General features: G+C 68.9%; 18 protein-coding genes. 9 read left to right on the top strand and 9 right to left on the bottom strand.

Features of this window, described 5'->3' with window-relative positions; genetic code table 11:
• Window positions 1-220: WhiB family transcriptional regulator (locus VNJ48_RS22170; protein WP_325605931.1), on the top strand; the 220-nt coding region annotated here is incomplete at its 5' end.
• Between the two features lie 194 nt (window positions 221-414).
• On the opposite strand, the gene VNJ48_RS22165 is transcribed toward VNJ48_RS22170, so the two are convergent.
• A complete protein-coding gene (locus tag VNJ48_RS22165) occupies window positions 415-939 on the bottom strand; it encodes a hypothetical protein (RefSeq protein ID WP_325605967.1) in 525 nt (174 codons plus the stop codon).
• 136 nt (window positions 940-1,075) lie between these two features.
• Here VNJ48_RS22165 and VNJ48_RS22160 point away from each other — a divergent pair, with 136 nt between their 5' ends.
• Both VNJ48_RS22160 and VNJ48_RS22155 read left to right on the top strand, forming a co-directional pair.
• A complete protein-coding gene (locus VNJ48_RS22160) occupies window positions 1,076-1,384 on the top strand; it encodes an antibiotic biosynthesis monooxygenase (protein WP_325605966.1) in 309 nt (102 codons plus the stop codon).
• Window positions 1,385-1,455: 71 nt separating this feature from the next.
• A complete protein-coding gene (locus tag VNJ48_RS22155) occupies window positions 1,456-1,815 on the top strand; it encodes a hypothetical protein (protein ID WP_325605965.1) in 360 nt (119 codons plus the stop codon).
• Here VNJ48_RS22155 and VNJ48_RS22150 read toward each other — a convergent pair.
• A complete protein-coding gene (locus VNJ48_RS22150) occupies window positions 1,810-2,496 on the bottom strand; it encodes a hypothetical protein (RefSeq protein WP_325605964.1) in 687 nt (228 codons plus the stop codon). The genes VNJ48_RS22155 and VNJ48_RS22150 overlap by 6 nt on opposite strands.
• Window positions 2,497-2,674: 178 nt before the next feature.
• Between VNJ48_RS22150 and VNJ48_RS22145 the strand changes: the two genes are divergently transcribed.
• The 3 genes from VNJ48_RS22145 to VNJ48_RS22135 all read left to right on the top strand — a co-directional run bounded on the left by VNJ48_RS22145 (window position 2,675) and on the right by VNJ48_RS22135 (window position 7,525).
• Complete coding sequence (locus tag VNJ48_RS22145) at window positions 2,675-3,736, top strand: DUF4037 domain-containing protein (protein WP_325605963.1); 1,062 nt, start codon at window positions 2,675-2,677, stop codon at window positions 3,734-3,736.
• Window positions 3,737-3,838: 102 nt separating this feature from the next.
• Entirely contained in the window at window positions 3,839-5,890 is a 2,052-nt protein-coding gene (locus VNJ48_RS22140; protein ID WP_325605962.1) for an ATP-binding protein, read from the top strand.
• A 90-nt stretch (window positions 5,891-5,980) separates the two neighbouring features.
• Entirely contained in the window at window positions 5,981-7,525 is a 1,545-nt protein-coding gene (locus VNJ48_RS22135) for a GGDEF domain-containing protein (protein WP_325605961.1), read from the top strand.
• Between the two features lie 24 nt (window positions 7,526-7,549).
• On the opposite strand, the gene VNJ48_RS22130 is transcribed toward VNJ48_RS22135, so the two are convergent.
• Complete coding sequence (locus tag VNJ48_RS22130) at window positions 7,550-9,910, bottom strand: excinuclease ABC subunit UvrA (RefSeq protein ID WP_325605960.1); 2,361 nt, start codon at window positions 9,908-9,910, stop codon at window positions 7,550-7,552.
• A 98-nt stretch (window positions 9,911-10,008) separates the two neighbouring features.
• Here VNJ48_RS22130 and VNJ48_RS22125 point away from each other — a divergent pair, with 98 nt between their 5' ends.
• Both VNJ48_RS22125 and VNJ48_RS22120 read left to right on the top strand, forming a co-directional pair.
• Window positions 10,009-10,710, top strand: coding sequence for an AzlC family ABC transporter permease (locus VNJ48_RS22125; RefSeq protein ID WP_325605959.1), 702 nt, complete (start codon window positions 10,009-10,011; stop codon window positions 10,708-10,710).
• Window positions 10,707-11,024 carry an AzlD domain-containing protein gene (locus tag VNJ48_RS22120; protein WP_325605958.1) on the top strand — a complete coding sequence of 106 codons (318 nt, stop codon included), beginning with the start codon at window positions 10,707-10,709 and terminating at the stop codon, window positions 11,022-11,024. Before VNJ48_RS22125 ends, VNJ48_RS22120 begins: the two co-directional genes overlap by 4 nt.
• A 3-nt stretch (window positions 11,025-11,027) precedes the next feature.
• Here VNJ48_RS22120 and VNJ48_RS22115 read toward each other — a convergent pair whose 3' ends face one another.
• From VNJ48_RS22115 to VNJ48_RS22105, 3 genes are all read right to left on the bottom strand, one after another.
• Window positions 11,028-12,047 carry an LLM class flavin-dependent oxidoreductase gene (locus VNJ48_RS22115; protein ID WP_325605957.1) on the bottom strand — a complete coding sequence of 340 codons (1,020 nt, stop codon included), beginning with the start codon at window positions 12,045-12,047 and terminating at the stop codon, window positions 11,028-11,030.
• Between the two features lie 27 nt (window positions 12,048-12,074).
• On the bottom strand, window positions 12,075-13,241 hold the full coding sequence (locus VNJ48_RS22110) for a hypothetical protein (protein WP_325605956.1): 1,167 nt from the start codon (window positions 13,239-13,241) through the stop codon (window positions 12,075-12,077).
• Between the two features lie 114 nt (window positions 13,242-13,355).
• Window positions 13,356-13,640, bottom strand: a complete 285-nt coding sequence (locus VNJ48_RS22105) for a hypothetical protein (protein WP_325605955.1) — start codon at window positions 13,638-13,640, stop codon at window positions 13,356-13,358.
• 85 nt (window positions 13,641-13,725) lie between these two features.
• Here VNJ48_RS22105 and VNJ48_RS22100 point away from each other — a divergent pair, with 85 nt between their 5' ends.
• Window positions 13,726-14,376 carry a hypothetical protein gene (locus VNJ48_RS22100; RefSeq protein WP_325605954.1) on the top strand — a complete coding sequence of 217 codons (651 nt, stop codon included), beginning with the start codon at window positions 13,726-13,728 and terminating at the stop codon, window positions 14,374-14,376.
• Window positions 14,377-14,384: 8 nt separating this feature from the next.
• Here VNJ48_RS22100 and VNJ48_RS22095 read toward each other — a convergent pair whose 3' ends face one another.
• The 3 genes from VNJ48_RS22095 to VNJ48_RS22085 form a co-directional block, all read right to left on the bottom strand.
• Window positions 14,385-15,284, bottom strand: coding sequence for an NAD(P)H-binding protein (locus VNJ48_RS22095; RefSeq protein WP_325605953.1), 900 nt, complete (start codon window positions 15,282-15,284; stop codon window positions 14,385-14,387).
• Between the two features lie 332 nt (window positions 15,285-15,616).
• Window positions 15,617-17,323, bottom strand: a complete 1,707-nt coding sequence (locus tag VNJ48_RS22090; RefSeq protein ID WP_325605952.1) for an alkaline phosphatase D family protein — start codon at window positions 17,321-17,323, stop codon at window positions 15,617-15,619.
• On the bottom strand, window positions 17,320-18,336 hold the full coding sequence (locus VNJ48_RS22085) for a zinc-dependent alcohol dehydrogenase family protein (protein WP_325605951.1): 1,017 nt from the start codon (window positions 18,334-18,336) through the stop codon (window positions 17,320-17,322). The genes VNJ48_RS22090 and VNJ48_RS22085 overlap by 4 nt, the downstream gene beginning before the upstream one ends.
• Window positions 18,337-18,408 lie beyond the last annotated feature (72 nt).

The following is an 18,408-nucleotide window of genomic DNA, read 5'->3' as shown; positions in this document are numbered from 1 at the left end:
GCGTGGAGCCGAGCAGAACAAGGCCAAGCAGGTCTGTGCCTCCTGCCCCGTGCGCACCGAATGCCTTGCTGAGGCCCTCGACAACCAGATCGAGTGGGGTGTCTGGGGCGGCATGACCGAGCGTGAGCGCCGTGCCCTCATTCGTCGTCGTCCGGCTGCCTCGTGGCGCTCCGTCCTGGAGTCCGCCCGCACCGAGCACGAGGGCATCGTCACCGTCTGATCAGTTGCCCTACCGACTCTCGTAGGAGCTTCGGCGATCGGTACGGTCGGCGCCACTGCGCGCGTGGACTCACCGCGCTTGCCACCCCCGAGTGAAAACCCGCACAGGAGCGGTCTCTGCGGCGTACAGTCGCACGCGTCCCTCGTCTGGCACGCCGGATCACGGCGAGGAAGAGGCCTGTGGCAAGAAGAGCGCTAAGGCCGACTCCCATCCCAAAGGACTCTGCGTCCAGCCCGCGTGAGGGTTGAGGCGCCGCGGCACGGGTCGATCCCGCCCGCACGCTCGACCATCGTGGCTGTCGAGCCCTTCTCGGGGCTCTGGATCTCGGAGAGCACTGCCTTGATGGCGTATGCCGATGTCCGCCCCCACGAAACAGTCCCGGACCCCGAGAGGTAGTCCCGCCGCTTCACCCACCCTGTCCCCGTGCCGTCTGAATAGATCCGGTCGACCCAGGCGACCATGCCGTCCCAGTGCTGCCACGTCAGGGTCGCGACGTGAACGAGCTCGCCCGCCGCCCGCGGCTCCTTCTTGGCCCTCGGCCAGCCGACGAGCAGCTGGAGCGCTCCCATCTCGCCGCGGTCTGGGAAGTCGAGCAGCGTGGTCTCTCCCGTCCCGGGGTCGTGGACCTTGACCTCGGTCGGTCCTTTCGCCGCCGCCGGCGGGGCGACAAGGACGATCAAGGTCAGCAGCAGTGCGGCGAGCGTCGTACGTCGTGACATGGACTCCTCCTTCGTGTCCCCCGGGATACACCGCCGAGGCTGCGCCGGTTCCCGGACCGCGCGTCCTGTAGGCGGCCGCGGGCTCCGCTCCCCCATCAGCGGGATCAGGAGTCCCGTCTCCACTAGGGTCAGCCGGGTGTACGTATCTGTGTCCCGGCTCACCGTGGAACCGTCCCAGTCCGACGAGCTCGTCGCGGCCTTCCAGGCGCGCGCCGGCTTGGTGGAGTCCCACAAGGGGTTCATCGACCTGCAGGTGTGGCGCTCGGACCGTGACCCGGCCGAGGTGCTGATGGTCTCCCGGTGGGAGGACCGAGACGCGTTCAAGGCCTACATGCGAAGCGACGACCACAAGACCTCCCACGCACGCATCCCGGCCGAGCTCGCCGAGGCGATCACGCTGGAACGACTGGAGCAGATGCACACCTACGACGTGGTCGCCCAGTGAGGGACGGCAATCGCCGTCCGGATCCGCCCTCGGGCACTCCTCCGCCCACCGAGGCCCGGCTGGGAGACACGGTGGTCGAGCTCGTCCCTCTGGCCAAGGAGATCTGCCGCCGCTACCGCGACGAGTTCCCGGACGAGGCAGAGCGGTACGGCGACGCCGGCATCGCCTGGTGCGTGCATGACAACCAGCATCTTCTGTTCTGGGGTGCCGGGGCGGTGGACGGATGGGTGGACCTGGATCGCCAGGTCGACTGGCTCGCGACCGTGCTGGAAACTCGGGGCTTCCCGCTGGACCGGCTGGCGCGCAACCTCGACCTCGGCGCCGAGGTCATTTTGCAGCACCTGGAAGGCGACCACGGACACCGGATGGCAGCCGCGTTGACTGCCTCCGCGACATCGGTCCGTCTCCGCGCGAGCAGTGCATCGTCATAGGTGCCGAACCCAGATGTTGGGTTCGACGTACATACCGACGTCCGCAGCGGCGTCGATCCGGAGGACGCTCATGCCGTCCTTGATGACGTACTCGCCCGTGGCGGGCAGCGCGATCCCTGCCCACTCCTCCCATGCCTGCACTGATCCCGTCATGGTCTGCGCCTCGGGAGCCAACGCGATGACCCGTCCGCCGGCGCGCACGTGAAGCCGGAGCCAGGGGTCGAACGGCAGTCCGTCGTCGCGGAGCCAGGAGGCGTATTGGTCGATGCTGATGAGCGGGTACAGATGTTTGCGAGTCGGCCGGAGGGGCGCAAGCACTCGACTCATCGCGTGCTTCTGACCCGACTCGACCAGCGCACGCAGTAGTGCCGTGGCGGTGCCAGTGCCCTTGAGGTCAGGGTGGACGACGCCGCCGCAGATGACGAACGTGTCCGGGTCGGTTCCCGACTCGTGGCCCTCCACCGCGAGACGAAGGATGTCAGCGAACGACTGCGGCAGGTCGGCGACGGCACCAGTCCATGCGATGGGCACACCCCACCCGGTCGCCGCTGGGTCTCCTGCTGCGCTCACGAGGATGATGTCGAGGTGAGGGAAGTACTCGCGGACGCGAGCAATGTACTTCTTCACCTCGGGATCAGCAGTGATAAACGCCGGGAAGCCCTCACCGAACAACTCGTCCATCTGCTCGTCGGTCCATGCTCGTTCGTGAGTCGGTTCGACCGTGTATGCCGACACGTGCCCGCCCCCTCGACCCGATCCGTCCGCGCCAACCTAGCTCCTGCAGCGGCGTGGCAGCAGATCGCGGCCCTGATCGCCGGGCTCGACGTGGCTGGGGATGGTCACTCGTAGGGTCATGCAGGTGCAGAGCCAAGGATCCGGGCCGCCCGACAACGGTCTGCAACTGTCGCAGTCCTACTGGGAGAAGGTCGTGGCTCCCATCCTCGACGAGAACTTTCCCGGTCTCCCCCGCGCCGCGGCCCGCATCGGGACTGGTTCGGAGGTTCTTGGTCTTGATGACCACATGTCCCGGGACCATGACTGGGGACTCCGCTTGCAGGTCTTCGTGCCTGCAGAACACGAGCGGGCGGTCCGATCCGTCTTGTCGACGAGGCTCCCCACGACCCACGCCGGTTGGCCGACGCGCTTCGTCTTCACGGGACAGGACGAGCCGGTGCTGGGGCTGGAGGTCCTGACTGTCGATGGCTTCGCCCACGATCGACTGGGCTTCGACCCGCGACGGTCTCCGTCCGTGTCCGACTGGCTCTCGGTGTCCGGGCAGGCCGCCCTCGAGGTCACGCGCGGCCGCGTCTTCAAGGACTCCGACGGGTCGCTCTCCGAGTTGCGTGCGGCCCTGGCGTGGTACCCGGACGACGTGTGGCGCTATGTCATCGCCTCCGGCTGGCAACGCATCGATCAAGAGCTGCCGCTCATGGGGCGTGCTGGCGACCGTGGCGACGACATGGGTTCCCGGATCATCGCCGCGCGTCTCGTGGACGCCGTTGTCCACCTGGCCTTCCTGCTCGGTCGGCGCTGGGCGCCGTACTCCAAGTGGCGCGGCACCGCATTCGAGGAGCTGCGCAGTGCCCCGGCACTTGGTCCGATCCTGCGTCAGGTGCTCGTGGCCGACGACTGGCACCTCCGCAATGAACACCTCTGCGGTGCCTTGGAGCATCTCCTCGCGATCCAGGCAGACTCGGGGCTTCCAGTTCCCGAGGCGGCGTCGGTCCCGTTCTGGGACCGGCCGTACAGCCAGGTGCACCCCCGCCTGGTGTCCGGGCTCGTCGACAGCATTCGCGACCCGCTCGTACGCGCTCTGCCTGTCGGGCTGGGCAGCATCGAGCAGTGCACCGACAACGTCGACCTGCTTGTCGCGGCCGACCGGCGGCACGCCGTGGCCAGGGCCTTCGCGCAGCCGTCCTGACCGGCGACGAACCCTCACAACACTGTCGGGCCGGCTCAACTGAGCGTTCGGCTTCAGCACGCCGACCCATGCTTCATCATGTCATTTGAGGAATGGAGACTCATGACGACCAACTGGTCGCGCAAGCGTGCGTTGGTGGTCGCGCTGTGCTTGGTGATGATCGTGGTCCCATTGTCACTGGACGGACTGGACTACCGCTCCTTCGGCGGCTTCCCCGCAGTGGGGTTTGCAGTCGCCCTGGTCGTCTACCTCGGTCCCCGCTGGCTGTGGTGGACGTTGCTCGTCGAAACTGTCGTCATCGGCGCCGCCCTCACCCGCACCTACGAAGTGTCACCGGTCTTTGGCGTCGCAGGCAGCATCACAGTGACCGGGCCGGCGCTACTCGTGTGGTACCTGCTCACCCGCGGCGACCGGCAGTTCGAGATCAGCACCCAGAGCGGGGAGCGGCGCCTCATCGTCGCGAGCGCTGCCGGGGCGCTTCTCTGCGGCTCCCTGGGCGGCGTCTTCGCGTTGGCGGAGGTCTCGCCGCGCGACGCTCTGCTGACAGGGCTGATGTCGTTCCTCAGCTCCCTGGCTGCGCAGCTGGCCGTGCTCCCCGTGCTCGACCGCGCGTCCCGGGTCGCCTCGGGAACGAGGACGGAGCTGATCGCACAGTGGACCATCCTGCTGACCATCGTGGCGCTCGTCCTAATGCCGCAGACCGACCTGCCCATGCTGTTCCTGATCCCGGCCGTGCTGAGCTGGGGCGCCAACCGGGGATCACCTCGGTCGGCCCACCAACAGCTGCTCGTGGTGTCGATCCTGGCCTACCTCCTCACCTTCTTGGGGCGCGGACCTCTGGCGCAGGCAGGCGATGGGGTACAGGACGTCTCCGGCCCCATCCTGCTCTACCTGTTCCTGGTGGCGAGCGCCTACGTGACGATCCTGATCTCGGGCAGCGTCGCTCGGCTGCAACGAGTCACCGACAAGGCCACCCGGTCGGCGTCGACGATGGAACGGATCTTCGAGTCGGCCCACCGAACGCTCATCATCACCAGCGACGCCGATGGGCGGATCACCCGCTTCAACCGTGGCGCCGAGCTGATGTTGGGCTACCGAGCCGATGAGGTCCTGGGCCGGCGCGCCAACATGTTCTACCCGAAGTACGAGGCCGGCAAGCAGGCGCGCCGCCTGGGCCTTCCAGGGGATGACTTCCGCAGCCTCGCCACCAGGATGGCTGCGTCCAGGGAGCCCTGGGACTGGCAGATGGTGGGAAAGGGCAAGCGCAAGGTTCGCGTCTCCCTCAGCCTCACCTCGGTCACCGACGATGACGGTCGCATTGTCGGGTTCCTCGGCGTCGGTGAGGACACCACCGATCGGCATGCCGCCAATGAAGCACTGCGCCTGGCCCTCGCGAACGAGCACGCCTCCGTCCTCAAGCTTCGCGAGGTCGACCGAGTGAAGCAAGAGCTGGTGTCCAACGTCAGCCACGAGCTCCGCACCCCGATCACCAGCATCATCGGCTACGTGGAGCTTCTCCACGACGGCACGCTCGGAGACCTCCCCAGCGAGCAGCGGCAAGTCGTTGCCCGGATCGCACGCAACGGCCACCGGTTGATCCGACTCGTCGAGGACCTGCTCACGCTCTCGCAGGTGGAGGCCGGCGCGTTGGTCCTCCAGCGGGCTCCCACCGACCTGGGCGCCGTAGTGCGGGCGGTGTGCCTGCTGCTTGAGACGCAACTCCTCACCCGCTCGGTCGAGCTGGTCATGGACGTGCCGGACTCGCCCGTGACCCTGCTGGCCGACGCCCACGAGGTCGAACGCGTGCTGGTCAACCTCGTGGGCAACTCGATCAAGTTCACCCCTGACGGGGGTCGAATCGAGGTGACCCTGCGGGACGAGGAGAAGGCAGCGCTCATCACCGTCTCGGACACCGGCATCGGCATCCCCCTCGAAGAGCAGGACCAGCTCTTCAGTCGCTTCTTCCGGGCCTCCTCCGCAACCGACAACGCCATCCAGGGCTCCGGCCTCGGTCTGTCCATCGCGCACGCCATCGTCACCGCCCACGAGGGCACGATCGAGGTCGACAGCGAGCCGGGTAGGGGTACGACGATGCGCGTGTGCCTGCCTCGTGAGGGCGGCGCGGTTGCCGACGAGCCGCTGGTCAGCCAGTAGGGCCGCTCGTAACAGTTCCGGCAACTCGCCCCGCTCCGACCTTCGCGGTGTCAGGCTGACCTGGCCCGGAAGGCGAGGAAGGACGCGACCATGCGAGCTTGGACCCACGCAGGTGCAGCGCTGCTGCTCAGCATCCTCTACGTCGGGGCGCTCCGACTTCCTGGCCTGAGCGCCTTCGCCATCGACTTCATCAGCAACGTCGGTCAGATCTTGGCCGCGGGATTCGCCGCCCTCACCTGCGCGGTCGCCGCCCGACGCAACGTGGACCGACACCGGGCCGTTTGGGGTTGGCTCGCCGCAGGCATGGGCTCGTGGTGCCTGGGCCAGTGCGTCTGGACGTGGTACGAGCTGCTCGGTCGGTCAGTGCCCTTCCCGTCGCTGGCCGATGTGGGTTTCCTCGGGTTCCCGCTTGCCGCGGGGTTCGGCCTCCTGCTGTGGCTCGGCACGCAGGGCAACCAGCTCGTCGCGCGCAGCCGCGACGTGATCGCGGGCGGGATCATCGCCCTGTCGCTGCTGGTGCTGTCGTGGGTCACGGCGCTGGGGGCCGTCGTCGAAGCGGGAGCAGGAGACGGTGTCTTCGCCCTCGTGCTGTCGCTGGCCTACCCGATCGGTGACCTGATCATGGCCACCTTGGTGCTGATCGCGCTGACCCGGGGCAGGACCGGTGAACGTACGTCGTTGCTCATCCTGGCGCTGGGTCTGACGGTGTTCGCCGTTGCCGACAGCGCCTTCGTCTACCTCACCAGCACGTCGAGCTTCTCCTCGACCGACCTCGTCAGCAACGGGGGCTGGGTTGCCGGCTTCCTGCTGATGGGCGTGGCCGGAGTCTGGGCGCGTCATGACGTCGACTCAGCCCACGGGACGATCGAGGCCGCGCTGCCGCGCCCCTCCGGCATGCGGATCGGACTCACGTACCTGCCCCTCCTCGTTGCCGGCGCCGTCGTGGTCGCCGACCTGCTGCGCAACGGGGCGCCGCGGGTCGAGCTGCTCCTCGGGGTCGCTCTCGTCGGGATGGTGCTGACCCACCAGTTCCTCGCCATGACGGAGAACCAGCGGCTCCTCACCGCGCTTGCCGAGGCCCAGGACCAGCTGCGGCATCGTGCTCTCCACGACTCCTTGACCGGCCTGGCCAACCGGGTCCTTTTCGCCGACCGGCTCGACCGGGCGCTGATCCATCCAGACGCCGACGTCAGCGTGCTCTTCTGCGATCTCGACAACTTCAAGCAGGTCAACGACCAGCTCGGACACGACGCCGGCGACGCTGTGCTCAAGTTGGTCGCCGCGCGCCTGCTGGAGTGCGTCCGCACCTCGGACACGGTGGCACGCCTGGGCGGAGACGAGTTCGCCATCGTTCTCGAAGGCTCCGGGGATCCCGATGCGGTCGCGCAGCGCGTGGTCGCCTCGATGCAGGCGGAGACCGTGATCGGTGGTCAGCCCATCGACACGTCGATCAGCGTGGGAGTCGCCCGGCACGAACCCGTCCCGGCAGCGTCCGGCCATGACCGTCGTGCCGGGTCGAGCGCGCCCCTCAACACCCCCGCAGAGCGCGACGCCGCGGCAGCCCAGCTGCTCCGGCAGGCGGACACCGCGATGTATGCCGCCAAGGGTGCCGGCAAGAACCGCGTGTCCTCCTGACCGGGCCACCCTACGTAGGCGGAGTCAGACCCCGACGTACGCCGCCAGGTGCTCACCGGTGAGCGTCGACCTGCTCGCGGCCAGCTCGGCAGGCGTGCCCTCGAACACGATGGTGCCCCCGTCGTGGCCGGCACCCGGCCCGAGGTCGATGATCCAGTCGGCATGCGCCATGACGGCCTGGTGGTGCTCGATGACGATGACCGACTTGCCGGAGTCGACCAGCCGGTCCAGCAGACCCAGCAGGTTGGCCACGTCGGCGAGGTGAAGACCGGTCGTGGGCTCGTCGAGGATGTAGATGTCGCCCTTCTCGGCCATCTGCGTCGCCAGCTTGAGCCGCTGGCGCTCCCCGCCGGACAGCGTCGTCAGCGGTTGCCCGAGGCTGAGATAGCCCAGACCGACGTCCGAGAGCCGTTCCAGGACCTTGTGAGCGGCCGGGGTCCGGGCCTCTCCCCCGTCGAAGAACGACGTGGCCTCGGTGACCGACATGGCCAGGACCTCGGCGATGTTCTTGCCTCCCAACGTGTAGTCCAGCACGGCCGCCTGGAAGCGCTTGCCCTCGCACTCCTCGCACGGCGACTCGAAGGTGGCCATCACCCCGAGCTCGGTGAAGATCACGCCGGCACCGTTGCAGGTCGGACAGGCGCCCTCGGAGTTGGAGCTGAAGAGCGCGGGCTTCACCCCGTTGGCCTTGGCGAAGGCCTTGCGGATCGGCTCGAGCATCCCGGTGTACGTCGCCGGGTTGCTGCGCCTCGAGCCCTTGATCGCTCCCTGGTCGACCACGACCACCTCGTCGCGGCCGGCCACCGAGCCACCGATCAGGGAGCTCTTGCCCGACCCCGCCACGCCGGTGATCACGCAGAGCACGCCCAGCGGGATGTCGACGCTGACGTCCTTCAGGTTGTGGGTTGAGGCCTTCTCGACTGAGAGCTTGCCCGCCGCAGCCCTCACCAGCTCCTTGAGGACAGCACGGTCGTCGAGGTGGCGTCCGGTGGTCGTGTCACTGGCTCGCAGGCCGTCGACAGTTCCTTCGAAGCAGACTTCGCCGCCCGCCGTGCCGGCCGCCGGTCCGAGGTCGACGACGTGGTCGGCGATCGAGATCGTCTCTGGCTTGTGCTCGACCACCAGCACGGTGTTTCCCTTGTCGCGGAGCTGGAGGAGCAGCTTGTTCATGCGTTCGATGTCGTGCGGGTGCAGCCCGATGGTGGGCTCGTCGAAGACGTAGGTGACGTCGGTGAGCGACGACCCGAGATGCCGGATCATCTTGGTCCGTTGTGCCTCACCCCCGGACAGGGTGCCCGCGGGGCGGTCGAGCGAGAGATATCCCAGACCGATGTCGGCGAAGGCGTCGAGGAGGTGCTGCAGCCCCTTGACCAGCGGCGTGACCGAGGGCTCGTCGAGGGCGCGGATCCACTCGGCCAGGTCGCTGATCTGCATCTGGCACAGCTCGGCGATGTTCTGGCCCTTGATCCTCGACGACAACGCTTCCTGGGTCAGCCGCGTCCCCTCGCAGTCGGGGCAGGTCTGGAAGGCGACCGCGCTCTCCACGAACCGGCGCACGTGCGGTTGCATCGCCTCGGGGTCCTTGGACAGCATCGACTTCTGGATCTTCGGGATGATCCCCTCGAAGGTGAGGTTGATCCCCTCCACCTTGATCTTGGTCGGCTCCGCGTGGAGCATCGTGTCGAGCTGCTTCGAGGTGAACGTCGCGATGGGCTTGTCCATGGGCAGCCCCATCCCCTCGAAGAGACGGCCGTACCAGCCGTCCATCGAATAGCCGGGGACTCGCAGCGCACCGCCGTTGAGGGACAACGTGTCGTCGTACAACGCCGTCAGGTCGATGTCGTTGATGGTGCCCATGCCCTCGCAGCGAGGGCACATCCCGCCGAGGTAGACAGCGTCGCGGACCACGCTCTTCTCGACCCGGCCGCCCTTGTCGGTCGACATGACGCCGCTCGCCCTGCGCGTCGGCACGTTGAACGAGTAGGCCGTCGGCGGACCGATCTGCGGCGTCGCCACCCGACTGAAGAGGATCCGCAACATGGCGTTGGCGTCCGTCGCGGTGCCGACCGTGGATCGAGGGTTGGCTCCCATCCGCTCCTGGTCGACGATGATGGCCGTCGTCAGCCCTTCGAGGAAGTCCACCTCAGGGCGCGCGAGCGAGGGCATGAAGCCCTGCACGAAGGCGCTGTACGTCTCGTTGATCATCCGCTGCGACTCCGCCGCGATCGTGGCGAAGACCAAGGAGCTCTTGCCCGATCCCGACACCCCGGTGAACACCGTCAAGCGGCGCTTGGGGATCTCGACGCTGACGTCCTTGAGGTTGTTCTCCCGCGCACCTTGCACCCGGATCAGGTCGTGGCGGTCGGCAGCGTGCGTCTGTGTCATGGAGCTCCTCCGTGCGGTCGGACGTGCGAGGCGATCGTCTCTCGTGGGCGGCATGGGGGCAACGAGTCAGGGCCGCCGCGAGTTCCTAGACTGCAGCCGTGACGACGCCGGGCAGGGGGGACGAAGGCCCCGCCGACGACCACTGGGCGTCGTTTCGCCGTGGACTGCGCCTGGGAGTCCCGTTCGGCATGGTCGGGTTCCTGATCAGTCTGTCGTTCAGCGTGCTGGCGAAGCAGGCGGGGTTCAGCACGGCTCAGGCCATCGTCACCGCGGCCATCATGTTCGCCGGGTCCGCGCAGTTCGCGATGCTGTCGGTGGTGAGCGCAGGCGGCGGAATCCCTGCGGCCCTGATCGCGGCGGGCCTGATGCACTCACGATTTCTTGCCATGGGTATGGCGCTCGCGCCGTCCCTCCCGGGCGGTGCCCTGAAACGGGCGGCCCAGGCCCAGGCCAGCGTCGACACCTCGTGGGCCCTGTCCAGCCGTGGGGACGGCACCTTCGACCGCTGGTTGATGTTCGGCACGACGCTGCCCCAGTACGTCACCTGGACCACCGGTGCCATCGCCGGCGCGGTCTTCGGAGACGCGCTCGGTGACACGCACCGGCTTGGTCTCGACGCCATCTATCCGGTGTTCTTCCTCTCCCTCCTCATCGCCGAGCTGCGCGACCCCGCCCTGCGCCCGGTGGCAGCCGCCGGTGGTCTCCTCGCGCTTGCGCTGGTGCCGATCACGCCGCCCGGTGTGCCGATCCTGGCCGCCAGCGCGGTCGCGCTCGTCGGTCTCGTGCGGAGGGACCCATGACGCTGTCGTACAACGAGGTCTGGCTGCTCATCGGGGGCGCTGCCGTCCTCACCGTCCTCATCAAGGCCTGCGGGCCGGTGCTCCTGGGCGGCCGGGTCCTTCCCCCGTGGTTCGACCGGGTCGTCCTGCTGCTGGCTCCGAGCCTGCTCTGCGCGCTGGTCGTCACCTCGGCGTTCGCGAGTGGCCGGTCCTGGTCGATCGGTGCCCACACCGTCGGGGTGGCGGTGGCTGCAGTCCTGCTCTGGCGCCGCCACTCACTGGTGCTGTGCGTAGCGGTCGCGGTCGCGATCACCGCCGGGCTGCGGTCGCTCTGAGGGTCAACGCCAGCCGAGCTCGGGAGCCACGTGGGTGAGCAGGCTCTCGATGAGCTGCGCGTTGTAGTCGACCCCCAGCTGGTTGGGGACCGTCAGCAGCAAGGTGTCGGCCGCCGCGATGGCCTCGTCCTGGGCGAGCTCCTTGACGAGGACGTCCGGCTCGGCGGCGTACGTCTTGCCGAACCGTGCCCTGCCGCCATCCAAGATGCCGACCTGGTCGGTGCTGCGGCGCTCGTTGCCGAAGTAGGCGTGGTCCATCTCGGTGACCAGCGGCATGATGCTGCGACTCACCGAGACCCGGGGTCCACGCTCGTGCCCAGCCGCCTTCCACGCGCTCCGGAATCGCTCGATCTGCTCGGCCTGCAGCTGGTGGAACGGCACACCCGTGTCCTCGGTGAGCAGGGTCGAGCTCATCAGGTTCATGCCCTGCTCAGCTGTCCACTCGGCGGTGGCACGGGTGGCGGCACCCCACCAGATGCGCTCGCGCAGCCCCGGGGAGTGCGGCTCGAGCCGCAGCAGGCCCGGCGGGTTCGGGAACATCGGCCGTGGGTTGGGTTCGGCGAACCCTTCCCCCTCCAACAACCGGAGGAACGTCGCAGTGCGCTCGCGTGCCATCGCAGCGTGGTCGCTGCCCTCCGCCGGGTGGTGGCCGAAGTAGCGGTAGCCCTCGATCACCTGCTCCGGTGACCCGCGGCTGATCCCGAGCTGCAGTCGCCCATCCGCGATCAGGTCGGCGGAGCCGGCGTCCTCGGCCATGTAGAAGGGGTTCTCGTAGCGCATGTCGATCACCCCGGTGCCGATCTCGATCCGGGACGTGCGGGCGCCGACAGCCGCGAGGAGCGGGAAGGGCGACGCGAGCTGGCGGGCGAAGTGATGGACGCGGAAGTACGCGCCGTCAGCCCCCAGCTCCTCGGCCGCGACCGCGAGGTCGATCGACTGGTGCAGCACGTCGGCTGCGGTCCGCGCCATCGAGTGGGGTGACGGGTTCCAATGACCGAACGACAGGAAGCCGATGTTCTTCATGCAACTTTCAACAACGCAGGAGCCGCGCTATTCCGTGACCCTCCAGAGCCCACCACCGAACCCGTCGTCGGCCAGGAGCAGGACCGTGTCGTCGTCTGCCGCCACCGTGACGATGCGTTCGCCGCCCGTCTCCACCGGTGTGAACGGAGCCTCGACGGGGGCCCACACGTCGCCGTCGGCGCTGTGCCATACGGCATAGCTGACCCCGTCGCTCGTGGCGGCCCACAGCCCCTCCGCGCTGGCGACCAGCGACGACACGAAGGGGCTGCTCCTCGCCTCGTCGGGCAGCGAGCCGAAGGTGTCCCCCATGCTCCAGCCGCCGTCATCGCGGCGCCAGGCCCCGAAGGCGTCACCTCGCAGGCCCAGGGCGACCAGGTCGTCGTCGACCGTCACCACCCGTTCGAGGTCGTCGAACTCCTCGCTGCCGGGCACCTCCATGCGTTCCCACGTCGTGGCGTCCGGCGACATCCACACGAGCGGCTCCCGGTCCAGCGTGGACCGCGCATTCCCCCCGCCGACCACCACCCAGCCCGCGCCGTCCCACACCGCAGCCTGGGCCAGGGAGCTGAAGCCCTCCTCGTCAGCGAGACCTGGCACGTCCTCCTCGATCGTGAAGTCGCGCCCGTCCGAGGAGTGCCAGACGGCCGGGCCGCTGATCCGGTTGCCGGTGATCAGCCAGCCCGGCTCGGCACCGGTGATCGGCCCCACGTTGGTGGCCGTGGCGCCGCCATACAGGTTGAAGGCAGCACGCTGGTCGTCCAGTCCGCCGTTCTTCTCGAAGAACGTGGTGACGCGTGGGTTGCCGTGTGCTCCCCCCGACCTCGCCCCCACCGCCACGACCTGCCCGTCGGCGCAGGCGACGGTGGACAGGACGGCTCGCCGACCCCAATAGGTCGTCGCTGTCACGTCGAGGGCCGTCCAGGCCACGCCGTCCTGGGACCGCCAGGCTGCAGGGCGCGCGTCCCGCGTCTCCAGCGGTTCCGCCAGCTGTACGCCGCCCACGGCCGTCCACGCTCCCCCGCAGCGCACTGCGTCCCGCACAGCGATCTCTCCCGGCAGGCCGCGAGGACCAGGCAGCGTCACCGCCTGCCAGTCCGGGGCGACCGGCTCCGGCTCGGCCGGGTCCGGCCCGGCGTCGCAACCGAGCGGCAGCACGAGAAGCGCCGAGAGGAACACAGCCGAGGCAACCCGCACGACACGATCGTGCCACGACGCCGCGCGCGTCGTCCGCCGCCACGGGTCACGATCGAGACGCGGGTGCACCGGCTTGCGCCTGGGTCCGGAGGTCAGAGCTGCCTGCACTCGTGTTCAGGTGGCGGAGCGCCTCTGCAGACCCGTGACTGCACCAGCGACGAGGTTCGGAACGCTCGAGGCGACCAGGGCGGCAGCGCTCTGCCGCAGCGCCAGGTCCGTGGCAGCTGCTCCGGCCAGCACGACGGCTGTGAAGGCCACCGCCGCGGCGAATCCCGCCTTCCAGCCCCACCTGCGGTCCAGCCAGAGCGACAGCAGCCCGGCAGCGAGCCCGATGGTGATGCACAGGGCAATCGACACGGCAAACCTCTCGACGATGACGGTCCTGGACGGACTCGGCACGATAGCGGCACGGTGACGCGGTCGGTGTTCGCCGGATCCCCTCCTGGCCCGCGCGAGGGGTCCAGTGACTGCTTGGATGGTCCGCATGACAGACCGCGATGTTCTCGAGACCGCCGACGAGTTCCATGCCCGCGTGATGGCAGCGACCGATGACGAGGGGCGCCTGGCCGTCGCCGTCGAAGAGATGCCGGGGTGGGACATCTTCCCTTTCGAGCTCGACTCGCTGCGGATCAAGCCGCTGCAGCCGCTGGCGGACGAGGAGCCTGCTCGTCGGGGCGAGGACCCGTCGGAGTGCTGGTGTGCCGCCGAGGAGCTCCCCGGGCGCATCGCCGACAACATCCTGTGGAGCAACGAACGCTGGCTTGTCACCCTCGATCAGCACATGCGGCTCCCCTTCACCTGCAACCTGATGCCCCGCGAGCACTGCGACCTCACCACCGTGCCCGACCACCTCACCGCGGAGATGGGCCAGCTGGTCGTCGCCCTCTCGGCCGCGATTGAGGAGCTGCCCAGCGTCGGACGCATGCAGCTGGCGAAGTACGGCGACGGCGGGGCCCACCTGCACCTGTTCTTCTTCGGCCGTCCCGACCGGATGCTGCAGCTGCGTGGGTCGCCACTCCTCGACTGGGAGGAGAACCTGCCGACAGTTCCGCTGGAGGTGCTGCGCGCCAACGCGGCCTTCGTCTCCGCCCAGCTGCAGGAGCGAGTCGGCGGCACCGGCCCCAGCTGGGAGTGAGGCTTCGTTCAACGGTCGTCTGCGGCGCGTTCCTTCAGGGCGGCGCGGACCGCTTCGGCGTACGACATCGGCTCCCCGGGCACGACCTCGTGGATGGAGGTGTCGGTGACGATCACCTCGGTCGCCATGGAGTCGATCAGGTTGCGACCGGTCGTGACATCGACGTCGGTGACGAGGGCAAGCCAGTACGACGACAGGCGGGGCGTCATCACCGGGACCTGCACGATCGGCAGCGCGGCCGTCCCGGACACCACGGCTGCCTTCTGCAGCATCTCGAGGTATGTCATCGACTCGGGGCCGCCGATCTCGAAGGTACGCCCGAGGGCGCGGTCGTTGTCGACGACGCCGGCCAGGTAGCGCACCACGTCGTCCAGGGCGATGGGCTGGGTGCGGGTGTTGACCCACGTCGGGACGACCATCGCGGGCAGGTTCTTGACCAGCTGGCGGGTGATCTCCCACGAGATCCCGCCGTGCCCCACGACGATGGCGGCACGCAGGGTGGTGACGGGCACACCGTCTGCGGCGAGCAGCTCCTCGACCTCGCGCCGGGAGCGGAGATGCGCCGACAGGTCCTGGTCCTCGGAGCCAAGGCCGCCGAGGTAGACGATCTGGGACACGCCGGCCGACGCGGCCGCCGCACTGAAGTTGCCTGCGCCTTCGCGGTCGCGTTGCTCGAAGTCGGCATGGTCGAGCGAGTGGACGAGGTAGATCGCCACGTCCACCCCTGCCAGCGCGTCGGCAAGCGACGAACGGTCCGACACGTCACCACGGACGGGATCCGCCGGGCCGCTGTAGGACCCGGGGTTGCGGGTCATGGCGCGGACGAGATGACCCTGCTCGAGGAGGGCAGGCACGAGACGGCGACCGACGAAGCCGGTGGCTCCGGTGACCAGGACGGTGGAGGACATGCGTTCACCTTCGCAGATGGGCGAAGCGCGCGTCCCGCAGAGACCGGATCGGCCGGTCGGTCACGTGGTCTAGTCAGATCGGGTGGTTGGGGGGGGCTCGATGACACCGGGGCCGGCCGGTTCGGCCACGGCCAGCCCGAGACGGTGTCACTGTAGGTATTCAACCAACCGAGGAAGCGTGGAAATATCATGTGGGACACCGTCGTCACCGACACCAGTCGCCTCTCGCACGATCGTCCGTGCGCCGGCTGCGGACACGGACAGCACACCTACCTCCCCTGCTCCGACACGTGTGCCTGCGTCCACGGCCGCGTCCTGGTCGGCAGCTCGCGCTAGTCGCCGAGCCGGTAGTCGGCCACCTTCACGAGCTGAGGCAGGCTCGGGTCGTCGACCACCTCGCCCTTGACCCACCACATGCGCACGCCGGCCGGCTCGAGCTCGAGGCACGCGAGGTTGTTGTCGAACCACGGCCCCTTGGCGTACGTCCATCTCAGCGGTCCGTCGGGCACCTTTGTCGACTTGGACACGATGCGGCCCAACGGACCGGCGACGCCGTAGGAGAGCGCTGCCGTCACGAACCGCATCCTGGGTGAGAGCGGGTTGCGGATGGGCGAGCACACTGCCTGCAGGACGGCGCTCCGGAGCGGGTCGCCCGCGCGCGCGCGACGCCGCGAGAGCCGGGCCTCGCTGACGTAACTGTGGTGGACGTCCCCGCCGAGGAAGGTGACGCTCACCGGGGGCCGGCCCCGCTTCCCGGAGGCCACCTCGATGGCCATGTCGGACACTGCAGCGAAAGACTTCTGGAAGGCCGCCCAATGCTCGAGGTCCACGGTCTGCCGCAGCTTCTCGCCCATCTTGGCGCCGCGCGGTCCCCATGTCCCCTCGGCCAGCGCCTCGCTGAAGGATTCGACGTGGTGCAGGCCCCTCGCCAGCATGAAGGGCAGCGAGGTCCCGATCAGGAGGTGGTCCACGTCGCCGCGCATCCGCTCGTCGAGCCAGGCCAGCTCGTCGGGGTCGAGCAGTGCCCGCTGCGACGGCTCGAGGACACGCGCCGCGCGGGAGTCGACCACGACCAGGCGGGCCTGGGTGTCGAAGTCGCGGCAGTAGGACCAGCGATAGCTCGCGGGCTCGCGGTCCACCCGGTCGGCGAACGCGTCCAGGACGTCGCTCAGATCCAGCTCGTCGGGCCCCTCGTGGGCCAGGACCAGCCGATAGATCTCGTCCTCCCGGCGCTCGGTCGGCGAGAGGTTGCCCAGGTGCTGGTAGACCCAGTACGACGCCAGGCCGGACACGATGCGGCCGTGCCACCACGACGTGGCCTGCATCTCGTCACGCCACGCCTGGGAGGTGTTCCAGTCGTCGCGGATGTCGTGGTCGTCGAACATCATCGCGCTCGGCAGCGTCGACAGCAGCCACCGGTTGGTGGTGTCGGACCAGGCGAGGGAGTAGAGGTGGGCGTACTCCCCGAAGTCCTTGAGCTCCTCCCACGGCGGCTCCTCGATGTCCCGGCGGGCGGCGATGAATTCGCGCATCTCCTTGGTCGTCTCGTCCGCGTAGACCTGGTCGCCGAGCAGGAGCAACAGGTCGGGCCATCGTGGGTCGGTCAGGTCTCGGTCCTCCTGGTGCTCGGCTCCGACCGGGACCGCGTCCGACATCCGCAGCGCATAGCTGCGGAGCGCATCCACCCCATGGCTCTTGACCCCGGCGGCGTCATGACCCACGCTCGTCCGGCACGAGCCGAACGCCATCCGCAGGGGCTTGCCGGGCTTGAGGGTCGCGATGACGGACGTCGCGGCGTCGTCCTCGGGCCAGACCTGCTCCCCGTCGATGGAGACGGTGTAGTCCGCCCGGGACCCCGGCTCGAGTCCATGCAGCTCCACGAGCGCGTAGTGGTGGTCGTGCACGGCGAAGGTCCGCGCGGTCGCAGTGACCGCGCCCCTGGCCACCCTGACCGTGGCCGTCGCCTCGGTCTCGACCCACACTGACGCGGACGTGTCGTCGACGTACCTCAGCAGCGGACCCAGTCGCAACCCGTTCACGGTTGGATGAGCACCTTGATCGCCCGGCGCTCGTCCATCGCGCGGTAGCCGTCGGGCGTCTGGTCGAGCGGCAGGGTCAGGTCGAACACGAGTCCGGGGTTGATCGCCCCCGAGAGAGTCAGCTCGAGCAGCTCGGGGAGGTACTTGCGCACGGGCGCCATACCCCCGGCCAGACCGACGTTCTTCTGGAACATCCTCCGCACGGGCAGCTCCACGTCGTGCGGGACGCCGACGAAGCCCACCGTTGCACCCGGACGGGCGACGGCGAAGGCCGTCTTGATCGCGTCGTCGGTGCCGACGCACTCCAGCACCGCGTCCGCGCCGATGCCGTCGGTGATCTCGGCAACCCGGGCGGCGCCCTCCTTGCCGCGCTCGGCCACGATGTGGGTGGCGCCGAAGGTGCGGGCGATGGCCTGGCGGGACTCGTGCCGCGACATCGCGATGACACGCTCGGCACCCATCTGGGCTGCCGCCAGCACCCCGCACAGCCCGACCGCGCCGTCCCCGACCACCACTGCCGTGCTGCCGGGCTTGACGCCGGCGGCCACCGCAGCGTGCCAGCCGGTGGCCATCACGTCGGAGAGCGCCAGCAGCGAGGGCAGCAGGGCCGCGTCGGGCATGCCGTCGGTCTTGACCATCGACCCGTTGGCCTGGGTGACCAGGGCGTACTCGGCCTGCCCGCTGATGGTGAAGCCCAGGTTGACGCACCCGGCCTGCATGCCGTTGAGGCAGTGGGCGCACGTGTTGTCGCAGTGGTCGAAGGGCACGATGACGAAGTCGCCGGCCTTGAAGTCGGTGACCTCAGACCCCACCTCCTCCACGACACCGATGCACTCGTGGCCGATGGTGTCTCCCGGCGTGATGTCGTTGTGGCCGCGGTAGGGCCACAGGTCGGAACCGCAGATGCAGCCGGCCGTGACCTTGACGATGGCGTCCGTCGGCTTGGTGATGGTGGGATCGGGGACCTCCTCGACGCGGATGTCGCCGGGGGCATGGATGGTGGTTGCGCGCATGCTGGGATCCTTGCACGGTCGCCTCGCCCGCGGCAGGTGCGTGCCGACCCAACGGGGTGACTCGTTCTTGTC

This window comes from Nocardioides sp. (assembly GCF_035576065.1).
Lineage (GTDB): Bacteria > Actinomycetota > Actinomycetes > Propionibacteriales > Nocardioidaceae > Nocardioides.
The sequence above is the reverse complement of the archived record's forward strand: the minus strand, read 5'-3'. Positions and strand labels throughout refer to the sequence as shown.